Genomic DNA, 21067 nt, shown 5'->3' with positions numbered 1-21067 from the left:
CGGGGGGCTCACAGCACGTGAGTGCCGATTTTCTCCGGCAGCGCCGCGAGCTCGTCGGCGGTGGGCTCACCGGGTGTGTGCGGATCTGCAGAAGAATAGTAGGAGGCGAACGCCTCGGTGACGGCATCGGTCGTGATCTCGGGGTGGACTTCACTGATCGAACCGCCCGTGGCCGGGTCCCACTCGATGCCCAGGGCCGCTTCGACGTCGGTGAGGACGGCGCGGATGGGATCAGGATCGTCGACGATCACGGACGACGAGAACAGCCACGCCCCCGAGACCACCCGCTGCGCAGTTCCGATGGCCTTGATCCGACCGGCTACGTTGACGCTGTGCTCACCGGGGCAGTATTCACCGGGAATCTCGCCGAGGCGGGCGTCGATTCCGATGCCCCGCAACACCTCGACGTAGTCCTGCCCGAACCCGGTGAACCTGGCAGTCGTGTCCTTGATGAAGGCATCACTGGGTTCGATGTGGTCGATGACCAGGGACCCCCGATGATAGGCGGCGGCTCGCCCGCCGAGGCTGCGCAGAGCTGGGGTGAAACCGTGATCACGGGCTGCTTCGACGGCGCTCGGGAACCCGGGGAGGAAACGGTCCCTGGCCCCGAAGGCCACCGTCGGAGCTGGGCGGTACATCCGCAGGGTCGCCCCGCGCCTGCCGTGCTTGACCGAGTCGAGGAGGACTCGGGCGAAGGCGAGCTCCTCGATCGGACTCAGTCCGGTGGTTGCAACTGCTGACATGGCGGTATTCGTTGTGTGCACGCAATCAAGAGTAGAGGATCAGGCGTCGGTGAGAAGAGATCCGGCCTGTTCCAAGAGATATGTCAGTCGCGGCAGATATTGTAGAGCTGTGAGTATGTTGACGACTACAGGACATCGACTTCCCGGAGCCCCTGGCCGGTTGGTTGCCGAGACCGCTGCCTGGGGTGCACTGATGGTGCTCGTGGCGATCAGCTATGTCGTGGCGGGCACCAGCGGATTCTTCGCCACGATCGGTGGGCGGGCGTTTACCGCAACGGCAGACAGCATTGGTGCGGGTGGCTTCGACAACCAGTTGGGAAGCCTGTCTCTCCTCATCGTCTTCGTCCTCGCCGGGGCCGGACTGTTCATTCCGCAGAAGATCTTGGCGAGCAAGGGCCCAGCCGTCCGCAAACTGGCGCTCAGCATCTCTGCTGTCGTCGAGGCAGGGCTGCTCATCGTCCTCTCCCTCGCGCCGAGTGCCTGGCTGACCTGGGTCACCGCACTGTTCCTCGGGGCCGTCGTCGGCCTGCTGATGAGCATCAATCCGTTCACGAACGAGAAGCCGTGGCGTCGAGTCGGCATCCCCGCAGCGATCCTCGTCTTCGTCGCATTCGCCTTCCAGATCATCGGTGGGTCCGCCGCAGGCACTCAGTCCCTGGGGTGGATGAGTCTCCTGGTGGGCATCGCCATGGCCGTGGGCGCCGTGATCATCTTCCTCACCCCTGAGCGCGCCCTCCACGCCGAAGCAGCGACAACCGGCGCATTCCCCTCAACGAAGGCACGTGTGGCCCGACCTGCCGCGACCATTAAGATGCCGTGGGTCTGCATCGCGCTGTTCGCAGTGCTGGGAACCACCGTCATCCTGGCCCAGCCGACTGCTGTTGAACACAGTTTCGGCCAAGCCGGCTTCGCGCTCATGATTGCGTCGTGCCTGGTGGGTTGGGCCATCGGCTTCGAGATGGGCCCCACCTTCGCGCCAGGAATGTCTCGGCCGCGCGTCTCCGCCTTCGCGTTGACCGTGTCTGGAATTCTGCTGATCGCCACGGGAGCCATCAGCGAACTCTCCGGCAAGGTCGTCCTTTCCGCAGTCATCGCCTTCCTCGTTGGAATCGGGGTCCGCTCACAGCCCTATGACTTCTCGCGGCGGATCGGAGCCGTCGGCGGGGCGGTGGTCGCCCTCATCCTCAACTCCATCGACTTCGGCATCACCATCCCTGTGGGCTCGGCCATGGAATGGCTGCTGGCCCCCAGCGACGTTGCCTTCGGAGCCTTGGGATTGGCCGCTCTGGTCGCCGGAGTCATCGGACTCTTCATCTTCGACCCGCACGGTCTCCAGGGACTGTCCGTTGACATCGTGCACGGGTTCCGTCCGCCCAGCGCCGCCGAGAACGGAGCGAACGACGGTATCGGAAACTCCGCGGAGCGACTGGGAGCCGGATTCTTCATCGCCATCGAAGGCGGCGATGGTTCGGGCAAGAGCACACAGATCAAGCGAATCTCACAGACTCTGGCCGATGAGGGACACAACGTCGAAGCGACCCGGGAACCAGGCGGAACCGAGCTGGGACGACAGATCCGTTCGGTGCTGTTCGACTCCGAACCTCCGAGCCCCCGCACCGAGGCGCTGCTCTTTGCCGCCGATCGCGCCCACCACGTGGCTTCATTGGTCGATCCGAGTCTCGACGGTGGAAACATCGTCATCACCGACAGGTACATCGATTCGACGATCGCCTACCAGGCTGCGGGCCGCAACTTTGACCCGAAGACGATCCTGGCGCTGAGCAAGTGGGCGACTCAGGGGCTCGTCCCGCATCTCACAATCGTCCTCGACATCGATCCCGAGACCGCCGCGGCCCGGATGGGCAAACGTGGCGAGAACAATTACCTCGACGAGGAGAACCTGCAGTTCCACCAACGGGTCCGTCAAACCTACCTGACCCGTGCGCACAAAGAGCCCGACCGCTATGTCGTCCTCGACGCATCGGTGTCGGAGGATGAATTGACCGCCGAGATCCTCACCGCCATCCGCACCCGGTTGCCGCGGCAGGTGGGCAGTGCGGCGCCCACCGATGCAGGTGTCGTCACAAGCACGTCAACCGACCCCGAGGTAGAGGAGAATCACCCCTCTGACGCCGCCGTCGGCGGTGCGCCCGCCGAAGAGTCCGATGAGGGGGTATCGACCACCGCCGACGAGTCGGTCGCACCCGAGCCCGGAGTTCGGTTCGTTCCCGCTTCGAACGAACGGTACATCCCGCAATCCGCTGACCGCCTCGAATCCGAAGAACGCAATGACGGAGTCGAAACGGAGAGAGTCGACCTCGGCGCTGATCTGCGACAGCCAGACGAAGAGGGCGAAGATGAGGCGGCAACGACGGTGCTTCCAGCTCACGCAAGCGCACCTGAGTCCGAACCTGAGCTTGAGTCCGAACCTGAGCTTGAGTCCGAACCTGAGTCCGAACCTGAGTCCGAACCTGAGATCGACGAGGATGCGGCCACCACGGTGCTGCCGACCCGTGGAGTTGCGCCGAGTGCTCCCTTGGCGGATGACGATGATGAGGACGCAGTGCCGACGAATGAGATCGCAACGCCGGACTCGGAGGAAGCAGAAACCCGTGTGGTCAGTCAGGTCGACCCTCGCAGTGGTGATGGGAGGCCACCGAAGTCCGAGGCTCAGCCGGGTAGCGAGTCCGACTCAGGTGACGAAGATGCAGCGACAACTGTCCTGCCCATGAGAAACGCCCGACAGATGAGCCGAGAGCGACTGCATGCCCAGGCTGAGATCGAACGGCAGGCACGCGAGCGGCTGCGCAAACAGCGAGAACGCAACCATCAGCGCTTCAACAACCCGGAAGGCCACTGAGTGAGCGTCTTCAATGAGCTCGTCGGCCAAGACGACGTCATCACCCAGCTCAAGTACGCACTCTATTCACCAGGCGCGATGACCCATGCCTGGCTCTTCACCGGGCCCCCGGGGTCCGGTCGGTCCAATGCAGCTCGGGCCTTCGCTGCGGCGCTGATCTCCGGCAGCGAGCAGACCGACGAAGTCACCTCGCGCGTGCTCAAGGGACATCACGAATCGTTGACGATCATGTCGACTCAGAAATCGGTGATCGCCATCGATGAAGTGAGGGAACTGGTATCGAGAGCGCAGTCAGCCCCGGTCAACTCCCCGTGGCGGGTCGTCATCATCGAAGACGCGGACCGGATGAGCGAGCGGACGGCCAACGTCCTTCTCAAAGCCATCGAAGAACCGCCCCCGGCCACTGTCTGGCTGCTGTGCGCGCCGAGCCCCATCGATGTGCTCACCACGATCCGTTCTCGGTGCCGGCCAGTTCGCCTGCGCATCCCCTCACGGGACGCCGTGGCGCAGCTCCTCATCGAACGTGACCACGTCGACGAGGACAGGGCCAAGTGGGCAGCCGCGGTGGCTCAGAACCACATCGGTCGGGCCAAGTACATGGCGCTCAACGAATCCGCCGGTGAGGAGCGCAAGCAGATTCTCGCGATCCAGGGGAAGCTGACGTCGGTCGGCGCGACGATCCGCCTGGCGGGGCGCATCGTCGATGAAGCCGCAGAGACCGCTAAGTCTCGTGTTGAGGAACGCAATGCTTCGGAGCGCAGCGATCTCATGGCGACCTTGGGCATCGAATCCGAGAAGTCCATCCCTCCTTCTGCGAGGTCTCAGATCAGGAAGCTCGAAGAGGAGCAGAAGCGACGGTCGGTGCGCGCCCGCAATGACGAACTCGACCGTATCTTTCTCGAACTCATGAGTCTCTACCGCGACATCCTCATGCACCAGTTGGGGATCCGCGAGGGATGGATCAACGCCGGAGAAGGCGATCTCATCGCCGAGCAGGCGAACCGGGACGGACCTGACACGACTCTGCTGCGCATCGATGCCATCACCGAGGCAAGACGACGGCTGCAGACGAACATGTCGCCCGTTCTCATCGTCGAATCGGCATTCGTGCTGCTGTCGAATCCCTGGCTGCTCGAGGACCGTACAGGGGCGCTGTGAGGTTCAGTCTTCGGCGAGGAGCTCACCGACCAGAGCAGTGGTGAGGTCAACACGGCGAGGGATCCACACCTGAAGGGCATGCTCGGTTCTCGCATGTGAACCTCCGCCTACGGTGCCGAGTCCGTCAATGGTCGGTGTTCCGACTCCGGCTGTGAAATTGCCGTCCGATCCACCGCCGACGGCCACGGACCGCAACGGCGGGTGCCCCAGGTGAGCACTCAGGCGCTGGGCTCGGGCGTAGAGCCCCATAGCCATACTCTCCTCCAGCGGGGCTCGGTTGATTCCACCGAGGACGTCGATCTTTGCCCCCGCCACAGTGGGGGAGAGCGAGCTCATGATTGCGTCGATGCGTTCCTGTTCTGCGACTGAGGCGGCTCGGGAATCGACACCGACGACAGCCTTGGCCGGCACGGTGTTCGTCGTCGAACCGCTGTGCATGACGGTCGGCACAACCGAAGTTCCCGCAGACGGATCATGAAGGCCCGCGATCTTGACGACCTGGTTGGCGATTTCGATCGTGGCGTTGATGCCCTTCTCCGGCTCCACACCCGCATGAGCGGCCAAACCAGTGACTTCCAGTGAGTAGATGGCGACACCTTTTCGGGCGATCTTCACAGCCCCGTCGGGTGCGCCGCTTTCGAAGACCAAAGCCGCCTTGGCTCCACGGGCCTCGTCCTCGATGATCTGGCGTGAGCCGGGGGAGCCGAGCTCTTCGTCTCCGGTCATGAGGATGCTGACGCCATCGAGGTTCCCGCGCTCCTCGCGCAGACGCGCCATCGCATAGAGAGCGATGAGCAGACCGCCCTTCATATCGTCGGCGCCCGGTCCGCGCACGACGCCGTCGGTGACCGTATAGGGGAAATCGGCAAGAGTGCCGGTGGGCCACACAGTGTCGTGATGGCCGATGAGCACGACCTTGCGGGGCCCGGGCCCGAAGCGCCACAGTACGTGTGGGTGCGAGTCGGTTTCGATGATGTGAGGGGCTGCTCCCAGCAGACCGGTGCCGATCCGAGAGACGAGCTGAGCGCTGCGGGCCAATGATTCGGGATCCTGCGAGAACGACTCACATTCGATGAGCGCCTGGAAATCACTCATGAAGTCCTTCGAGTCGAACTCGACCACGTGCGTCAACCTTTTCTCTTGTGGAATGTCTGTCTCCACCAGGTTAACCGGTGAGCTGCCGCAGAGACGTGAGGGCGGGGAGGCTTCAACTGCCGCGGCGAAGATCCTTCACCTGGGGGCGAGGAATGTAGCCGGCAGACGAGTAGGCGGCGACGGCGCCCATGTTCGAACTCTCGGTGCAGACTGATGCTGACGACGATCCCAAATGCTGCAGGCGTCTTGCGGCAGCAACCGCCATGGCTTTTCCGTAGCCGTGACCCTGTTGGTCACGGTGGACGGCCAACGGTTCGAGCAGTCCGGGACGGTTCGGGCCCGCAGACCATACTGTCGCCACGGCGACCGGCAGACCACTGTTGTCATACCCCAGCAGGCACTGTGCTCGGGAGGAGAAAGGGCCAGACATCATCGTGTGCCATCGGTCGACGAATTGCTGTCTCTTGTCAGAGGTATAGGGCACACCGCGAAAGGCCGACCAGTGAATGGTCGTCCAGGCCGCAGCATCGTCTGGCCCGGCAACGTCAACTCGGATGTCGGATTGTTCCACCGGCAGACTCAAGTCACGGCTCATCGGAGTCCACGGCTCATCGTTGCCCCATCCGCGGGTCTTCAGAAGATCGCAGAGGCGAATTGCTCCCCGAGCTTCGACGATTGCCGTTCCCTTTTCGAAGACAGCGGTGTCCGTCCTCGAAGCAGTCCCGTCCGATGATTCGATGTCGGATTCGATCTGCCGCGCCAAAGCGTCATCGTGAGTGAGATCCGGGTCAACAGACAGACGTAGAAGGTTCTCGCCGTCAAGCAACCCGATTGCCAGGATCCTGTCCTGGCATCGCCAGACGCGCAGTGCCTGAGCTGTTGCTTCTGCACCTCTCAGCGAATACCAGCCCAGGTCGCCGGTGTGGAGGTGAAGTGGGCCGGCATCGGACTGCCATCGATCGAGCACAGCACCGATATCGGGAAGTTCAGAGACCTGAGGGACGGTCAGTACCACGGTTCTCATGTTCCTCCTGAGATGGGGAGAGAGTGCGCAGGGAAGTCCAGCATATGTGAGCTGTGTTACGTCGGTGGGGTTCGGCTGCGTTCCTTTTGACCAGGAGTCCTGGTTTTGGCTAGAGTTAGCTCGGTTGCCGCCTTAGCTCAGTCGGTAGAGCGATTCACTCGTAATGAATAGGTCGCGAGTTCGATTCTCGCAGGCGGCTCGTCCATCCTCTCCCACCAGGCTTAACGGTCTGGGGGAGGGGATTTTTCTTGCTCAGAGCTACGAATGACACGCTTTGCACGCACTTGTCGAGCACGCCAACGGCACTCGCGGGACCAATATTGAACCGCTGGGCATAGTGTTTCGCCGTCACGCCGATCTCGGAGTGGCCCAACTACTTGGACGCATTGTCCACATCATCCGACGTGTAACCAGGTAGCTTAAGGTAAGAGAGAAGCGCGAAGGAAATAGCCGTCTGCAGCAATCTGACTCGATCGACGACGTCCGGAGCGTAACTGTAGGCCACATCCGCATCCAGGAGTCTCCGCGAGTCCGTCGAGTACGACGGTGTAACTCTGGAGTGGTCAATCGATGCGTCGGTACAACGCCTCACAGGCCGCCGCAGTCTGCGCAGCCTTCTTCAGGTCGCGAATCAGCCGGTCATGCTTCGACGGCTCGTGCAAGGTGCCTGGAACCATATGCGGCAGTGTGCCACGGGAGGCCGAATCTCATACTTATGAGGGTCGTGAAGAAGCGCGGCGGCAGGTAGGTTCACGAGGGTCGCTAAATAGTGGCAATCTAACTTGTGGAATACCTCAAAGGGAAAACTGATGAAGCCGATGAAATCTCAGGTGCCACTCGGAGCTGCGGCCGTACAAGTGGGGCGGACCAATGCGTCAGTCTCGTTCAAAGGCAAAAACATAATCACCTCATACACCTCATGCCCGGCAAAGAAGCGCGAATGACCAAGAAGATCCGAGACTTAGACTACGTTCTCGCCGGACGCCTGGCCGACATGGTGGGGGCTGTAGGAGACCGTGAAGTTCGTGGCCCTGAAATGACATTCCCGATGCGTGACAGTGAAGGGTCTCCTGTGAGTTTCAGCCTCAACGTCCAGGGACTCGCAGACGAAGTTGAGGCGAACAGTGCAGACGCGGTCGTCGCGATGGGAAACAGTCGTGGGGCACAGCATGCAGCGCTCGCGCTTATCGCAAACCGTATCCTCGAGGACCATCACGAAGGCCGGGATACGGCTTCCGGTGGTGAAGTCGTGTACCACGATGACAATTGCGAACCGATCGTAATCGACATGGAGAACTTCCCAACCAGGCGACGTAATTGGAGTCATCTCATGTAGAACAACCCTCGGGCCGTCATAGCCTGGGTGGGTGTTTATGTGGGGATTCCAGCCGTGCCTGATTCTCCGCGTGTCGTCTCTGGTAACGCTACCGTGCCCGGTCACAAGCTTCGTGCGTGATCGCACGACACTTCGACGCGGCTGAACTCGGCACGACAATCGTCTTGCCGAACCCCTCAGCCCCATGATGCTGCCGCAAAGGCACCCTCACCAACATCATCCCCAGCCACGGATTCGATACCAGCATCCTCATCATCGGCGGCCTCCAGCACGTTGTTCTCAACGGCGTGACCGTGCATGTCGAACAGACCGTCGTGGTCATCGGACTATGAGCACCGTTGATGAGACGGGCTCGGGGCCCAGGAAGAGCCAGATCCTATCTAAGTGCCGACCCGAGGGGCAGTTTGGCAACCGTCCGAACGTGGGCCTCAAAGTCAGCAGTGTCCACGGCGGCACCAGCAAGTACGCAAAGTAGCCCGGGCAACGTAACCCAGGCCCCCTATGACCGCGTGATCTGAGTGCTGAATCTCCGATCGAAAGCACCGGTCACGGCGAGGCTGCCGATCAATGCTGCGACAAGGATGATCAGCAGGACGACAAGCGTCGGCACCAGTTCTCCAGCCAGATGTCTGCTTCCGCCGATGAGCATCGTGGCACTGGACCACCAGTCCGAATGGCTGGGGTCGAGAAGATTCGCCACGGTGTTCCAGACGGTTCCCCAGACAACAGCGCCGACAGCGACTAAAACTCCGGCCAGCACCCCCAGGGTGTCGGTGACGGCGAGGATGACGATCACTGCAGTCAGGCAGACGAGACAGAAGAATCCGATGATCGCGATCAGCCGGAGACTCGGGTAGGCGCCGAGGCTGTCGACGATGTTCCGTCCCAGCCATGCCGTGCTGACGGCGGCCGCCGTAGTCAGTGCGAGTGTTCCGGCGGCGGCCAGTCCGAATTTCTGGCTCAGCAACGTTCTTCTGGGGAATGGTCTCTGAGGTGACAGCGATCGCCATGGCCCGATGATCGCGACCTGCAGTCCCGCCGCCCGATTGACGGTCGCCGATGACAGTATGGCCAAAGTGACCGCGGCGAGGATAAGTGCACTGATGATCGCGGAGATTCCGGCACTGGCCGACGACTGTGGAGCGTGCGATCGGGAAGATGCGGCATCTGTGGCGGAGGACGTGGCAGCGGGGTCGGACGGCGAGGCAGCCGCCGTTGCAGGTGCAGAGGGCTGGACATGAGGCGAAGGACTGCTCTCATCCGTTTTCTGGCTGAAGTAGTCGACGGCCGGTGGGCCGCTGACATTCTCAACATTGATGTCGAAGGGCCGCTCGAAGGCGCGTTGGGCCTCTTTCGAAGTACGTGGGCAGGCCTGCTCCCCGGTCTCGCATCCGAACTTCTGGGCGACGATGCGAATCTGCTCGGAGACATGCTCCTCCGCTTGGCGGATGACCTGATCCCGGTATTGGTTGAGGACGAACTTGTCCTCGTTCAGTGCCTGCGGACTTGCCAGGACAGTGATCGTGTAGCGCGGGGCATCGATGTCACCGCGGTAATACGCTCTGATGTCGTCGATGGCCTGCGGAGTGAGGTCCTTCGGCAATAGGACTGCGAGTACCGAAGTCCCATCCTTCACCTGAGCGCGGGCGGCGTCAGGTGAAAGCTCGCGTTCAGTCGTGGAGAAGTCGGGAGGGACCGCGCCCTGCTCGAGCCTGGTGAAGAACTGATCCGAAAATGACAGGTAGTCCGTCATTGCGCTCTGGATCGCCGGCATCTCCCGCGGTTCGTCGTCCGTGCCGACCGCAATTGAGAAATTCGGGGGTGAGCTAGGTGGATGTTCCGCTGTCGTCGGAGCGGGGGCCGGAGTCTGGCCTCTCTCGTCGGCACCCGCCCGTTCGATGGTGCCGAAGAGAGGAGCGAAGACGGACAGAGCTATGACATACACGCACAACGAGGCCATGATCGGCCAGAAGTACATCCAGCCTGCCCGTCCCCGAGACAGAATCGAGGTCACCGCGAAGAATCGACGCATGGTTCATCTTCCCACCGACAGGCGATTGTTCTACGCGCCCAGGCGGCCTACTTCTTCTTGGGTTTGAACGAGGTCGAGCATTTCCAGGTCGTTTTGCCCTTCTTCGCCACTACGGTCACCGACACCTTTTTGCCTGGAGTCGCTCGCGAAATGTAGTACTTGAGGTTCGCAGCACCCCTCGTCGAAGCAGTCGCCTTCTTCTTGGTCTTCGTCGTCTTGTAGTGCGCGGTCGTGGTGACCTTCGCTTTCGCCCCAACCTTGGAAACCTTCACCACGGTGTTTGAGTACTGCCGCGGTTTCGAGATCGACATCTTCGCCGCACACTTCTTCGTGGCGGCCTCGGCGGGAGGGGCATCGAGCACGATTGGACCAGCGAGCAGTCCCGCAGCCAAAGTCAGCGCGAGGAATTGAGAACCCATGCGCGAGCGCGCACTCTGGGAAGCAGCGGGCGCAGTTTGAGCCGCTGTGAATCGGGCAGGAATGATCGAGGTCATGATTCTCCAGGAAACTAAGAGTGTGAGGTTTCATTATTATAAACACTTCGCCCGTGATTTAAAGGTCACGGAAAAGTCACACCCTGTGAGTGCCCCGTCACAGTCACTGCCGGGTGTTTTCGTGTTGACCATCACACGCAACTGGTATTGAATGGTGGAGTGAATGTTACTGAACGATCGATCAGCCGGTGAGGCTGAACGGACGTCATTGACGTATCCACGGTCGAAGTCACGAACGTGATCGTCGACCGTTCTCTAGGACTGTGAGGAACAGATGAGCGAAGCGTACATCTACGACGCAGTGCGCACGCCGCGCGGAAAGAACCGCGGCGGAGCCCTGCACAGCGTCAAACCAATCGATCTTGTGACAGGGCTCATCGATGCCCTGCGCGAACGCAACCCCGATCTCGACGACAAAGCGATCGACGACATGGTCTTGGGCGTTGTCTCACCCGTCGGTGAACAGGGCGGAGACATCGCTCGCACCGCGGCGCTCGTCGCAGGCCTCGATGAATCCGTCGCCGGTGTTCAGGTCAACCGATTCTGCGCATCCGGGCTCGAAGCGGTCAACATCGCCGCACAGAAGGTCGGCAGCGGATTCGAGAACCTCGTCCTGGCAGGCGGCGTCGAATCGATGTCGCGCGTTCCCCTCGGCTCCGACGGAGGCGCATGGGCACAGGACCCGACGACGAACTTCGACACCTACTTCGTGCCCCAGGGCATCAGCGCCGATCTCATCGCAACCACAGAGGGATTCAGCCGCACCGATATCGACGAATTCGCCGAGGAGTCGCAGAAGCGCGCCGCCAACGCCTGGAAGAACGGCTATTTCGAGAAGTCGATCGTCCCCGTCAAAGACATCAACGGTGTGACCCTGCTCGACACCGATGAGCACATGCGTCCCGGTTCGACGGTGGAGTCCCTGTCGAAGCTGCCCCCGGCCTTCACCAAAGTCGCTGCACAGACAGGCTTCGACGAGGTTGCTCTGCAGAAGTACCACTGGGTCGAGGAGATCGACCACGTCCACACCGCAGCGAACTCCTCGGGAATCGTCGACGGGGCCAGCCTCGTCATCATCGGCGACGCCGAGGTGGGTCAGACGATGAATATGACGCCGCGCGCTCGCATCGTCTCCACTGCCGTCACAGGATCCGAACCGACCATCATGCTCACCGGTCCCGCACCCGCGACGCAGAAGGCGCTGGACAAGGCCGGACTGACCGTCGAGGACATCGACCTGTTCGAACTCAACGAAGCCTTCGGTGCAGTGGTCCTGAAGTGGATGAAGGACCTCAACATTCCGCATGACAAGGTCAACGTCAACGGCGGAGCAATTGCCATGGGCCATCCTCTGGGTGCCACCGGTGCCATGATCCTCGGCACCGTCCTCGACGAACTCGAACGTCGCGATCTTCAGCGTGGCCTCGTCACGCTGTGCATCGGCGGCGGAATGGGCATTGCGACGATCATCGAAAGGGTCTGACATGACGAACACTGAAACGACTTACTCCCATTCCACTGACTCGGACGGAATCGTCACCGTCGTCCTCGACGACCCGAATTCCAAGGTCAACACGATGAACGACCACTTCAAGGATGCCTTCGAGGGCGTCGTGGACTGGCTCGAAGCAAACGTCGATGACATCACCGGCGTCGTCCTCACCTCGGCGAAGAAGACCTTCTTCGCAGGCGGGGACCTCAATAAGCTGCGCGCCGCCGACCCTGAGAACTCGGAGGCCGAAGCCGCACTGACCAACCACATGAAGGCGGTCATGCGCCGCCTCGAGACGCTGGGCAAGCCCGTCGTCGCAGCCATCAACGGTGCCGCACTCGGAGGCGGCCTCGAGGTCGCGCTCGTCGCACATCACCGCATTGCAGCGGAGGACGTCTCCAGCCTGCGGGTTGGATTCCCCGAAGTCTCCCTGGGCCTCCTGCCCGGCGGTGGCGGTGTCGCCAGAGCCGTACGCCTGATGGGCCTCCAGAACGCACTGCAGAAGGCAATCCTGCCGTCGACGAAGTTCAAGGCAGCCGAGGCTCTCAAGCTCGGCCTCATCGACGAACTCGCCCCCGTGGCCGAGCTCGAAGATCGTGCCAAAGCCTGGATCAAGGCCAACCCCGAGGCGACTCAGCCCTGGGACGTCAAGGGCTTCAGAATCCCAGGCGGATCACCCACCTCACCGTCACTGGGTGCGATGCTGCCCGCGCTGCCTGCCCTGTTGCGTCGCCAGACCAATGGCGCGCCGATGCCGGCACCACGTGCGGCAGTCGCCGCCGCCGTCGAAGGCGCCTACGTCGATATCGACACGGCCCTGGCCGTCGAAACCCGCTACTTCATCCACCTCACTCACACTCCCGTGGCGAAGAACATGATCAAGGCATTCTTCTTCGACCTCGGTCACATCAACTCAGGCGGCTCGAGGCCCGATGGCTTCGAACCGCGCCAGGTGAAGAAGCTCGGCGTCCTCGGCGCTGGAATGATGGGCGCCGCGATCGCCTACACCGCAGCCAAGGCGGGCATCGAGGTGGTCCTCAAGGACGTCAAGATCGAGGCCGCGGACAAGGGCAAGGCCTATGCGCGCAAGCGTGAGGAATCAGCTCTGGCCAAGGGTAAGACCACCGCGGAGAAGAGCAAGGCCGTCCTCGATCGGATCACGCCGAGTGCTTCGGCCGATGATTTCGCCGGCGTCGACTTCGTCATCGAAGCGGTCTTCGAATCGGTGCCCCTCAAGCAGCAGGTGTTCCAGGAGATCCAGGACGTCGTCGACTCCGATGCGGTGCTCGGCTCCAACACCTCGACTCTGCCGATCACCGACCTGGCCACCGGGGTCAAGCGCGATTCCGACTTCATCGGCGTCCACTTCTTCTCGCCCGCCGACAAGATGCCCCTGGTTGAGATCATCCGTGGTGAGAACACCTCGGACGAGACACTGGCACGCACCTTCGACCTCGTGCAGCAGATCAAGAAGACCCCGATCGTCGTCACCGACAGCCGTGGCTTCTTCACCTCCCGTGTGATCGGCACATTCATCGCCGAGGCGGTCGCCGCCGTCGGTGAGGGCGTGGAACCGGCATCGGTGGAGCAGGCCGCACTGCAGGCCGGGTACCCGACCGGTGCCCTGCAGCTGCTCGACGAACTGACGCTGACTCTGTCGCAGAAGATCCGGAAGGAGACCGAAGAGGCAATCGAGGCCGCCGGAGGCAAGCGCGAGAGCCACCCCTCCGATGTGGTCTTCGACTGGATGGTCGAGGAAGCCGGGCGCACGGGCCGCAAGGACGGCGCCGGATTCTACGAATACGACGAGGACGGCAGACGCGGCAAGCTATGGCCGGGCCTGCGCGAGAAGTACGACTCCGGTTCCACGACCCAGCCCTTCGCGGACCTGCAGGAGCGGATGCTCTTCGCCGAGGCGATCGAGACGATCAAATGCCTCGACGAGGGAGTGCTCACCTCTGTGCCGGATGCGAACATCGGCTCGATCTTCGGCATCGGATTCCCCGCCTGGACCGGTGGTGTGCTCCAGTACGTCAACCAGTACGAGGGCGGCCTGAGCGGTTTCGCCGAACGTGCGAAGGAACTTGCAGCAACCTACGGCGACCGGTTCGCCCCGCCGGCTTCGCTCCTCGAGCGTGCGACGTCGAACGACACCTACGAGTAGGAACTGCACGCAGGAATAGTGCGGCGGCCTTTCGGTGTTCATCAGCTATCCACTGATGACTACCGGAAGGCCGCCGTTATGCGTGCAGCAGTCTATGACCAGTACACCGATGACTTCGACGACATCACGGTCCGTGACGTCGATGACCCGAAAGTCCCGCCGGCATCCGTTCTCATCGAGGTCCGCGCAGCGGGTGTGAACCCGGTTGACTGGAAACTGGTCGGCGGTCACCTCGACGCCATCATGCCCGTCCAGTTCCCCGTCACTCCAGGATGGGACGTCGCGGGAGTCGTCATCGGGCTCGGAGCAGACACCCCCGAATTCGAAATCGGTGACGAAGTCATCGCCTACGCCCGCAAAGACGTGCTGAGTGCGGGCACCTTCGCAGAGAAGGTCGCGGTGCCCGTCCACGCGGTCGCCGCCAAGCCGAAGAGCCTCAGCTGGGAACAGGCCGGTGGACTGCCTCTGGCCGGCGGCACTGCTCTGCGCACCCTCGAAGCGCTGGGCGGCATCAACGGAAAGACCGTGCTCGTCCACGGGGCATCCGGGGGAGTGGGCAGCTTCGCCGTGCAGATCGCGAAGGCCTTCGGCGCCCGAGTCATCGGCACCGCGTCAGAGGCCAATCATGACTACCTGCGCACTCTCGGCGTCGAACCTATCACCTACGGGGACGGACTCAGCGATCGTGTTCTCGAGATCGCGGGCGGCCCGATCGACGGGGTCGTCGACTTCGTCGGAGAAATGCTCGAAACCACCCTTGCGGTGCTGAAGGACGGCGGAGCGCATGCCTCCGTCGCAGACCCCTCAGCGGCCGAACATGGAGGACGCTACATCTGGGTGCGCCCCTACGGCTCGCAGACCGCGCGGGTGGCCGAACTCGTCGACTCGGGCGAGCTCACGGTCGAAGTCGCCGACACATACGGGCTCGACCAGGTGCCTGAGGCCTTCAAGGCCAGTGCCACCGGACATACACGCGGAAAGATCGTCATCGTCCCCTGAGCGACGTCAGGCGAGACCCAGCGCCGCGAGAGCGGCGGCGCGCAATTCGACCCCGACCACCTCGGCGCTTGAGCGCCTGGCCTGGTACGGGGTCGAATTGATCATGCCGAAGACTGCGTGGACACGCACTGTCGCGGCATCGATCGACCAATCCGGGTTGGCGCGCGCCACTACCTCAGCCCAGTGGCTGACATAGCTTCTCTGCAGGCGACGGACCGTGCGACGTGAGGACTCGGGAAGTGCCGCGAGGTCGCGATCCTGAATCCGAATGAGCTCGGGCTCGCTCATGGCGAAGGCGACATGGAAATCGATGAGCTCGACCAGCGCCGAGGCGGCCTCGTCGTTCTCATGACGGGCGATGATCGCGTCCCCGCCCGAGTTCAGATACTCGGAGATCCCGACGAGCAGCTCCTCGAGGACCGCTTCCTTCGATTCGAAATGGCGATAGACCGCCGGGGCGGAGATCCCGGCGCCTTTGCCCAGATCATCGAGGCGGACCCCGTGGAAACCATGCTGAGCGTAGAGGGTCTTCGCCACTGAGAGCAGCTGCTCACGACGCGCGGCCTTCGCCGCTGCGCGGGTGGTCCTCGCGGATCCCGTCCCTGCCGTCGCTGAGCGCGTAGATGCTTTCGGCTCCATATCGGTCACTTCATCTCCGTTGTTCGCACCCGGGTCGTGGTCTGCTCGATCGTGCGCATTGTCACAATGGCCTTTGAGCAGTATCATAGCAGTCAGTTAACAAATATTAACTGAAATGGGGAGTGGAATGAGAGCAGTGGGAACTGCGGTCAGTCCGGCAACGGGGCAGGCGAACGCCGAGGCCCATGCCGAACTCATCGCTGAACTCCGGGAGCGGATCAGGGTCACGGCCCTGGGCGGACCCGAAAAATCCAGGCAGCGCCACATCGACCGCGGCAAGCTGCTTCCACGCGAGCGCGTCGAGAATCTCCTCGACCCGGGCACAGCGTTCCTCGAACTCTCGCCCCTGGCAGCCAACGGCATGTACGACGATGCCAGTCCCGGAGCGGGAATCATCACGGGCATCGGCCGTGTCAACGGACGCGAGTGCATCATCGTCGCCAACGACGCCACGGCCAAGGGCGGGACCTACTATCCCGTCACGGTGAAGAAGCACCTGCGCGCCCAGGAGATCGCCAAGGAGAACAATCTTCCGTGCATCTACCTCGTCGATTCGGGCGGAGCCAACCTGCCGAACCAGGACGACGTATTCCCCGACCGTGAGCACTTCGGCCGGATCTTCTTCAACCAGGCCACGCTCTCCGCCGCAGGCATCCCGCAGCTGGCAGCCGTTCTCGGTTCCTGCACCGCTGGCGGTGCCTACGTTCCGGCCATGGCCGACGAATCGATCATCGTCAGTGAACAGGGCACGATCTTCCTCGGCGGCCCACCGCTGGTCAAAGCAGCCACAGGGGAGGAAGTCAGCGCAGAGGACCTCGGCGGCGGAGCACTCCACTCACGCGTCTCCGGAGTCACCGATCACCTCGCGGCCAACGACTCCCACGCCCTGGAGATCATGCGCGACATCGTCTCCACGCTGGGACCGAAGCCGGCGGCCAACTGGGACATCGTCGAAGCCCGCGAACCGCTGCACTCTCCCGAGGAGCTCACTTCGGTCGTCCCCGTCGATTCGAGGACTCCCTACGATGTCCGCGAGGTCATCGCCCGCCTCGTCGACGCCTCCGAATTCCACGAATTCAAGGCCGAATACGGCACCAGCCTCATCACCGGCTTCGCCCACCTCGACGGACACCCGGTGGGAATCGTGGCGAACAACGGCATCCTCTTCGGCGAGTCCGCGCAGAAGGGCGCCCACTTCATCGAACTCTGCGACCAGCGCAGCGTGCCGCTGATCTTCCTCCAGAACATCTCGGGCTTCATGGTCGGCCGCGACTACGAAGCCGGCGGCATCGCCAAACACGGAGCGAAGATGGTCAACGCCGTCGCCACCGCCCGAGTGCCCAAGTTCACCGTCGTCATCGGCGGTTCCTTCGGCGCAGGCAACTACTCGATGTGCGGTCGCGCCTACTCACCTCGCTTCCTGTGGATGTGGCCCAACGCCCGCATCTCCGTCATGGGCGGCGAACAGGCCGCCAGCGTGCTCTCAACGGTCAAACGCGACCAGATCGAAGGCCGTGGCGAGACCTGGAGTGCCGAGGAGGAAGACACGTTCAAGCAGCCGGTCCGCGATCAGTACGAAGCTCAGGGCAACCCGTACTACTCGACGGCCCGCCTCTGGGACGACGGAATCATCGAACCCACCGACACCCGTCAGGTGCTGTCCCTGGCACTCGAACTCGCCCGTTTCGGACCCATGGAACGCCCGCTGAATGCCAGCGGCTACGGCGTTTTCAGAATGTGAGCTCATCCATGTTCAATACCGTACTCATCGCCAACCGCGGCGAAATCGCGCTGCGCGTCATCCGCACCTGCCGCCGACTGGGCATCAGAACAGTCGCCGTCTACTCCGACGCCGATGCCCACGCCGCCCACGTCAAGTCCGCCGACACCGCCGTGCACCTGGGGCCGGCGCAGGCCTCCGAGTCATACCTGCGCATCGACAAGGTCATCGCCGCGGCCAAGACCACCGGCGCCGAGGCGATTCACCCCGGCTACGGATTCCTGTCGGAGAACGCTGATTTCTCTGCCGCCTGTGACACCGCGGGAATCGTCTTCCTGGGCCCCGGCGCCGAAGCCATCCGCACCATGGGCGATAAGATCACCGCGAAGAACGCCGTCTCCCAGCGTGGTGTTCCCCTGGTGCCCGGCACCAAGGACGCCGCCATGAGCAACGAGGCCCTCGTGGCGGCTTCGGCCGACATCGGCTTCCCGGTGCTCATCAAACCCTCCGCCGGTGGTGGTGGAAAGGGCATGCACGCGGTCTTCGAGCCCTCTGAACTGTCCGCAGCACTGGACACCGCCCGCCGTGAGGCCGCGAGTTCCTTCGGTGATGACACGCTGTTCCTCGAACGGCTTGTCGCGACCCCGCGTCACATCGAGGTCCAGGTGATGGCCGATTCGCACGGCAATGTCATCCACCTCGGCGAACGCGAGTGCTCGCTGCAGCGCCGCCACCAGAAGGTCATCGAGGAAGCTCCTTCGGCATTGCTCGACGAGGCAACCCGGGCACGGATCGGCCAAGCGGCCTGTGAGACCGCGAAGTCCGTAGGATACCGCGGGGCAGGCACGGTCGAGTTCATCGTCGGTGCCGACCGTCCCGACGAGTTCTTCTTCATGGAGATGAACACCCGGCTGCAGGTCGAGCATCCGGTGACCGAAGAGGTCACGGGCATCGATCTCGTTGAGCTCCAGCTGCGCGTCGGTGCAGGTGAAGAGCTGGCACTGAGCCAGGACGACATCACGATGACCGGTCATTCGATCGAGGCGCGCATCTATGCAGAGGACCCCTCGCGCGGATTCCTTCCCACCGGAGGTCGTGCCCTCGACGTCGTCTTCCCCGAAGGTGAGGGCATCCGCGTCGATGCCGGACTCGAAGCCGGACAGACGATCGCTTCAGACTACGACCCGATGATCGCCAAACTCATCGTCCACGCCCCGGACCGGGCCTCAGCCATAGCGCGCCTCGATGCCGCACTCGCCGCCTCGGCCGTGCCCGGAATCGTCACTAACATCGACTTCCTGCGCACGCTCATCAACCTCGACACAGTGATCTCCGGCGATCTCGACACCTCACTCATCGACGACCTCAGTGAGGACCAGCTCGCGCATGCACCGAGCGAGAACGACCGTCAGCTTGCCGTTGCGGCCGTGCTCGTCACCGGCGGTCGTGCCGGAACCGAACTGACCGGAGCGATCACGGCAGCTCAGTTGGCGCAGAATTCCGCAACCACCTCGGCGTGGGGGAGGCCATCAGCTTGGCGGACCTCACGTCCGGACTTCCATCCCACCGTGGCGCTGAGCTCCGGGGGAGACGTCACCGAAGTCGAATCACACCTCGGCGATGTCTCCGTCGATGACAGCGGTCTCTGGCACGTTCTCATCGACGGTGTTCAACACACAGCTCGTGTGTTCTCCGATGCTCGCGAGCGCAGCATTTGGATCAGCAGCGACCAGGGCGTCCACGCCTTCGTCCGACCTCAGGCCGATACGTCCCTGACTCCGGGGCTCGACGGCGCCGAGGTGCTCGCCCCGATGCCCGGATCCGTCGTCGCCGTCCGAGTGGAGTCCGGAGACCACGTCGATCAGGGCGATCCGATCGTCGTCGTCGAGGCGATGAAGATGGAGCACGTGCTCACCGCACCGGCCACGGGAATCGTCACCGTCACCGCAGTCCAGGGTGTCCAGGTCGGCCTTGACGAGGTGCTCGCCACCGTCGTCGACGAGGCCGCCGCAGAAGCAGCTGACGAAGCAGCAGCAGCAAGCAACTGACCACCAGAAACTCACTGACCACGCATACAGCGGGGAGGAAATCATGACAGCTTTCGTTCCGGGCATGCTGCCCGAAGAATACGAAGACCTGCGTGCCGGCGTCGCGAAGTTCGCTGACGAAGAAGTCGCGCCAGTGTCCGCCGAACTCGATGCCAAGCACGAGTTCCCCTACGAACTCGTGAAGAAGATGGGGCAGATGGGCCTGTTCGGGCTGCCCTTCGACGAAGAATACGGCGGCATGGGCGGGGACTACTTCGCGCTGACGCTTGCCATCGAGGAGATTGCGCGCGTCAACCAGTCGCTGGCCATCACGCTGGAGGCCGGAGTCTCCCTGGGAGCGATGCCGATCTATCGGTTCGGCACCGAGGAGCAGAAGCACGAGTGGCTGCCCAAGCTCACCGACGCCTCCGGGCTGGCCGCCTTCGGACTGACCGAACCGGAAGCAGGATCCGACGCCGGCGGCACGCGGACCAAGGCCACCCTGGAGAACGGCACCTGGACGGTCAACGGCGGAAAGTGCTTCATCACGAACTCGGGCACCGACATTACGCGACTGGTCACAGCCACCGCAGTGACCGGAACCCGAACCTCCGGCTCCGGCCGCGAGGTCCCCGAGATCTCGACGATCATGATCCCGACGGGCACCCCCGGCTTCACTGCCGAGCCCGCCTATGACAAGGTCGGCTGGAACTCATCGGACACGCATCCGCTGACCTTCGACAACGTGGAGGTGCCCGAAGCGAACCTGCTGGGCGAGCGGGGGCGCGGCTACGCGAACTTCCTGCGCATCCTCGACGAGGGCCGCATCGCCGTGGGCGCGCTGTCCGTCGGTGCCGCTCAAGGCTGTGTCGACGAATCCGTGAAGTACGCGAAGGAGCGTCAGGCATTCGGCAAGCCGATCTCCGACTTCCAGGGGATCTCCTTCAAGATCGCCCGGATGGAGGCCCGCGTCGTCGCAGCCCGTTCCGCGTACTACCTCGCGGCATCGCGCATGATGGCAGGACTTCCGTTCAAGAAGGAAGCCGCGATCGCGAAGATGGTTGCCGGTGAGGCGGCGATGGACAACGCCCGCGACGCCACGCAGATCCACGGCGGCTACGGCTTCATGAACGAATACCTTGTCGCCCGCCACTACCGCGACTCGAAGATCCTCGAAGTCGGCGAAGGCACGACCGAGGTCCAGCTCATGCTCATCGCCCGCGAACTCGGCATCTGAGCTCAGCCGCAATCACACCGCCCGCCGAGGCGGCTCGATATTTCCAT

16 protein-coding genes and 1 tRNA gene are annotated in these 21067 nt (G+C 62.9%); 10 read left to right on the top strand and 7 right to left on the bottom strand.

What is annotated here, in order from left to right; translation table 11 throughout:
• Positions 1–8: 8 nt before the first annotated feature.
• The gene (locus tag JTF07_RS14195) at positions 9–743 is read right to left on the bottom strand and encodes a lipoate--protein ligase family protein (RefSeq protein ID WP_252199829.1); all 735 of its coding nucleotides are present in this window, start codon (positions 741–743) and stop codon (positions 9–11) included.
• Between the two features lie 115 nt (positions 744–858).
• Here JTF07_RS14195 and tmk point away from each other — a divergent pair, with 115 nt between their 5' ends.
• Both tmk and JTF07_RS14185 read left to right on the top strand, forming a co-directional pair.
• A complete protein-coding gene (tmk, locus tag JTF07_RS14190) occupies positions 859–3603 on the top strand; it encodes a dTMP kinase (protein ID WP_252199828.1) in 2745 nt (914 codons plus the stop codon).
• A complete protein-coding gene (locus JTF07_RS14185; protein ID WP_204234878.1) occupies positions 3604–4761 on the top strand; it encodes a DNA polymerase III subunit delta' in 1158 nt (385 codons plus the stop codon).
• A 3-nt stretch (positions 4762–4764) separates the two neighbouring features.
• On the opposite strand, the gene JTF07_RS14180 is transcribed toward JTF07_RS14185, so the two are convergent.
• Entirely contained in the window at positions 4765–5856 is a 1092-nt protein-coding gene (locus JTF07_RS14180) for a M20/M25/M40 family metallo-hydrolase (protein ID WP_213018839.1), read from the bottom strand.
• Positions 5857–5968: 112 nt separating this feature from the next.
• Positions 5969–6880: a GNAT family N-acetyltransferase gene (locus JTF07_RS14175; RefSeq protein ID WP_204234876.1), complete on the bottom strand. Its 912-nt coding sequence runs from the start codon at positions 6878–6880 to the stop codon at positions 5969–5971.
• 126 nt (positions 6881–7006) lie between these two features.
• Between JTF07_RS14175 and JTF07_RS14170 the strand changes: the two genes are divergently transcribed.
• Together JTF07_RS14170 and JTF07_RS14165 are read left to right on the top strand one after the other, a co-directional pair.
• Positions 7007–7079: transfer RNA gene (locus tag JTF07_RS14170), tRNA-Thr, on the top strand.
• 741 nt (positions 7080–7820) lie between these two features.
• Positions 7821–8216 carry a hypothetical protein gene (locus JTF07_RS14165; RefSeq protein ID WP_204234875.1) on the top strand — a complete coding sequence of 132 codons (396 nt, stop codon included), beginning with the start codon at positions 7821–7823 and terminating at the stop codon, positions 8214–8216.
• Between the two features lie 176 nt (positions 8217–8392).
• Here JTF07_RS14165 and JTF07_RS20685 read toward each other — a convergent pair whose 3' ends face one another.
• The 3 genes from JTF07_RS20685 to JTF07_RS14155 all read right to left on the bottom strand — a co-directional run bounded on the left by JTF07_RS20685 (position 8393) and on the right by JTF07_RS14155 (position 10667).
• Positions 8393–8515, bottom strand: a complete 123-nt coding sequence (locus tag JTF07_RS20685; RefSeq protein ID WP_286672966.1) for a hypothetical protein — start codon at positions 8513–8515, stop codon at positions 8393–8395.
• A gap of 200 nt (positions 8516–8715) precedes the next feature.
• Positions 8716–10248 (bottom strand): hypothetical protein, encoded by a 1533-nt coding sequence (locus tag JTF07_RS14160; protein WP_204234874.1) that lies wholly within the window; start codon positions 10246–10248, stop codon positions 8716–8718.
• Positions 10249–10295: 47 nt separating this feature from the next.
• Complete coding sequence (locus JTF07_RS14155; RefSeq protein WP_204234873.1) at positions 10296–10667, bottom strand: hypothetical protein; 372 nt, start codon at positions 10665–10667, stop codon at positions 10296–10298.
• A gap of 349 nt (positions 10668–11016) precedes the next feature.
• Between JTF07_RS14155 and JTF07_RS14150 the strand changes: the two genes are divergently transcribed.
• The 3 genes from JTF07_RS14150 to JTF07_RS14140 all read left to right on the top strand — a co-directional run bounded on the left by JTF07_RS14150 (position 11017) and on the right by JTF07_RS14140 (position 15397).
• Entirely contained in the window at positions 11017–12225 is a 1209-nt protein-coding gene (locus JTF07_RS14150; protein ID WP_204234872.1) for an acetyl-CoA C-acetyltransferase, read from the top strand.
• A 1-nt stretch (position 12226) separates the two neighbouring features.
• Positions 12227–14398, top strand: coding sequence for a 3-hydroxyacyl-CoA dehydrogenase NAD-binding domain-containing protein (locus tag JTF07_RS14145; RefSeq protein WP_204234871.1), 2172 nt, complete (start codon positions 12227–12229; stop codon positions 14396–14398).
• 78 nt (positions 14399–14476) lie between these two features.
• Positions 14477–15397, top strand: coding sequence for an NADP-dependent oxidoreductase (locus tag JTF07_RS14140; RefSeq protein WP_204234870.1), 921 nt, complete (start codon positions 14477–14479; stop codon positions 15395–15397).
• A gap of 6 nt (positions 15398–15403) precedes the next feature.
• On the opposite strand, the gene JTF07_RS14135 is transcribed toward JTF07_RS14140, so the two are convergent.
• On the bottom strand, positions 15404–16036 hold the full coding sequence (locus tag JTF07_RS14135) for a TetR/AcrR family transcriptional regulator (protein WP_204235135.1): 633 nt from the start codon (positions 16034–16036) through the stop codon (positions 15404–15406).
• Positions 16037–16163: 127 nt separating this feature from the next.
• Here JTF07_RS14135 and JTF07_RS14130 point away from each other — a divergent pair, with 127 nt between their 5' ends.
• From JTF07_RS14130 to JTF07_RS14120, 3 genes are read left to right on the top strand one after another with little or no spacing between them, the layout of a single operon-like run.
• Positions 16164–17777, top strand: a complete 1614-nt coding sequence (locus JTF07_RS14130) for a carboxyl transferase domain-containing protein (RefSeq protein ID WP_204234869.1) — start codon at positions 16164–16166, stop codon at positions 17775–17777.
• A gap of 8 nt (positions 17778–17785) precedes the next feature.
• Positions 17786–19804, top strand: a complete 2019-nt coding sequence (locus JTF07_RS14125) for an acetyl/propionyl/methylcrotonyl-CoA carboxylase subunit alpha (RefSeq protein ID WP_204234868.1) — start codon at positions 17786–17788, stop codon at positions 19802–19804.
• 43 nt (positions 19805–19847) lie between these two features.
• Entirely contained in the window at positions 19848–21020 is a 1173-nt protein-coding gene (locus tag JTF07_RS14120) for an acyl-CoA dehydrogenase family protein (protein WP_204234867.1), read from the top strand.
• The last annotated feature ends 47 nt before the right edge of the window (positions 21021–21067 follow it).

It is taken from the genome of Brevibacterium sp. RIT 803 (genome assembly GCF_016892625.1).
Lineage (GTDB): Bacteria > Actinomycetota > Actinomycetes > Actinomycetales > Brevibacteriaceae > Brevibacterium.
Note: the sequence above shows the minus strand (reverse complement) of the source record. Positions and strands in the feature narration are given on the sequence as shown.

Bases quoted from the DNA above. Each gene is read 5' to 3' on its own strand.
- JTF07_RS14195 (WP_252199829.1), bottom strand. From the start codon at position 743: ATGTCAGCAGTTGCAACCACCGGACTGAGTCCGATCGAGGAGCTCGCC.
- JTF07_RS14135 (WP_204235135.1), bottom strand. From the start codon at position 16,036: ATGGAGCCGAAAGCATCTACGCGCTCAGCGACGGCAGGGACGGGATCC.
- JTF07_RS14145 (WP_204234871.1), top strand. From the start codon at position 12,227: ATGACGAACACTGAAACGACTTACTCCCATTCCACTGACTCGGACGGA.
- JTF07_RS14140 (WP_204234870.1), top strand. From the start codon at position 14,477: ATGCGTGCAGCAGTCTATGACCAGTACACCGATGACTTCGACGACATC.
- JTF07_RS14175 (WP_204234876.1), bottom strand. From the start codon at position 6,880: ATGAGAACCGTGGTACTGACCGTCCCTCAGGTCTCTGAACTTCCCGAT.
- JTF07_RS20685 (WP_286672966.1), bottom strand. From the start codon at position 8,515: ATGCACGGTCACGCCGTTGAGAACAACGTGCTGGAGGCCGCCGATGAT.
- JTF07_RS14150 (WP_204234872.1), top strand. From the start codon at position 11,017: ATGAGCGAAGCGTACATCTACGACGCAGTGCGCACGCCGCGCGGAAAG.
- tmk (WP_252199828.1), top strand. From the start codon at position 859: ATGTTGACGACTACAGGACATCGACTTCCCGGAGCCCCTGGCCGGTTG.
- JTF07_RS14180 (WP_213018839.1), bottom strand. From the start codon at position 5,856: ATGAGTGATTTCCAGGCGCTCATCGAATGTGAGTCGTTCTCGCAGGAT.
- JTF07_RS14120 (WP_204234867.1), top strand. From the start codon at position 19,848: ATGACAGCTTTCGTTCCGGGCATGCTGCCCGAAGAATACGAAGACCTG.
- JTF07_RS14160 (WP_204234874.1), bottom strand. From the start codon at position 10,248: ATGCGTCGATTCTTCGCGGTGACCTCGATTCTGTCTCGGGGACGGGCA.
- JTF07_RS14165 (WP_204234875.1), top strand. From the start codon at position 7,821: ATGACCAAGAAGATCCGAGACTTAGACTACGTTCTCGCCGGACGCCTG.
- JTF07_RS14130 (WP_204234869.1), top strand. From the start codon at position 16,164: ATGAGAGCAGTGGGAACTGCGGTCAGTCCGGCAACGGGGCAGGCGAAC.
- JTF07_RS14125 (WP_204234868.1), top strand. From the start codon at position 17,786: ATGTTCAATACCGTACTCATCGCCAACCGCGGCGAAATCGCGCTGCGC.
- JTF07_RS14155 (WP_204234873.1), bottom strand. From the start codon at position 10,667: ATGGGTTCTCAATTCCTCGCGCTGACTTTGGCTGCGGGACTGCTCGCT.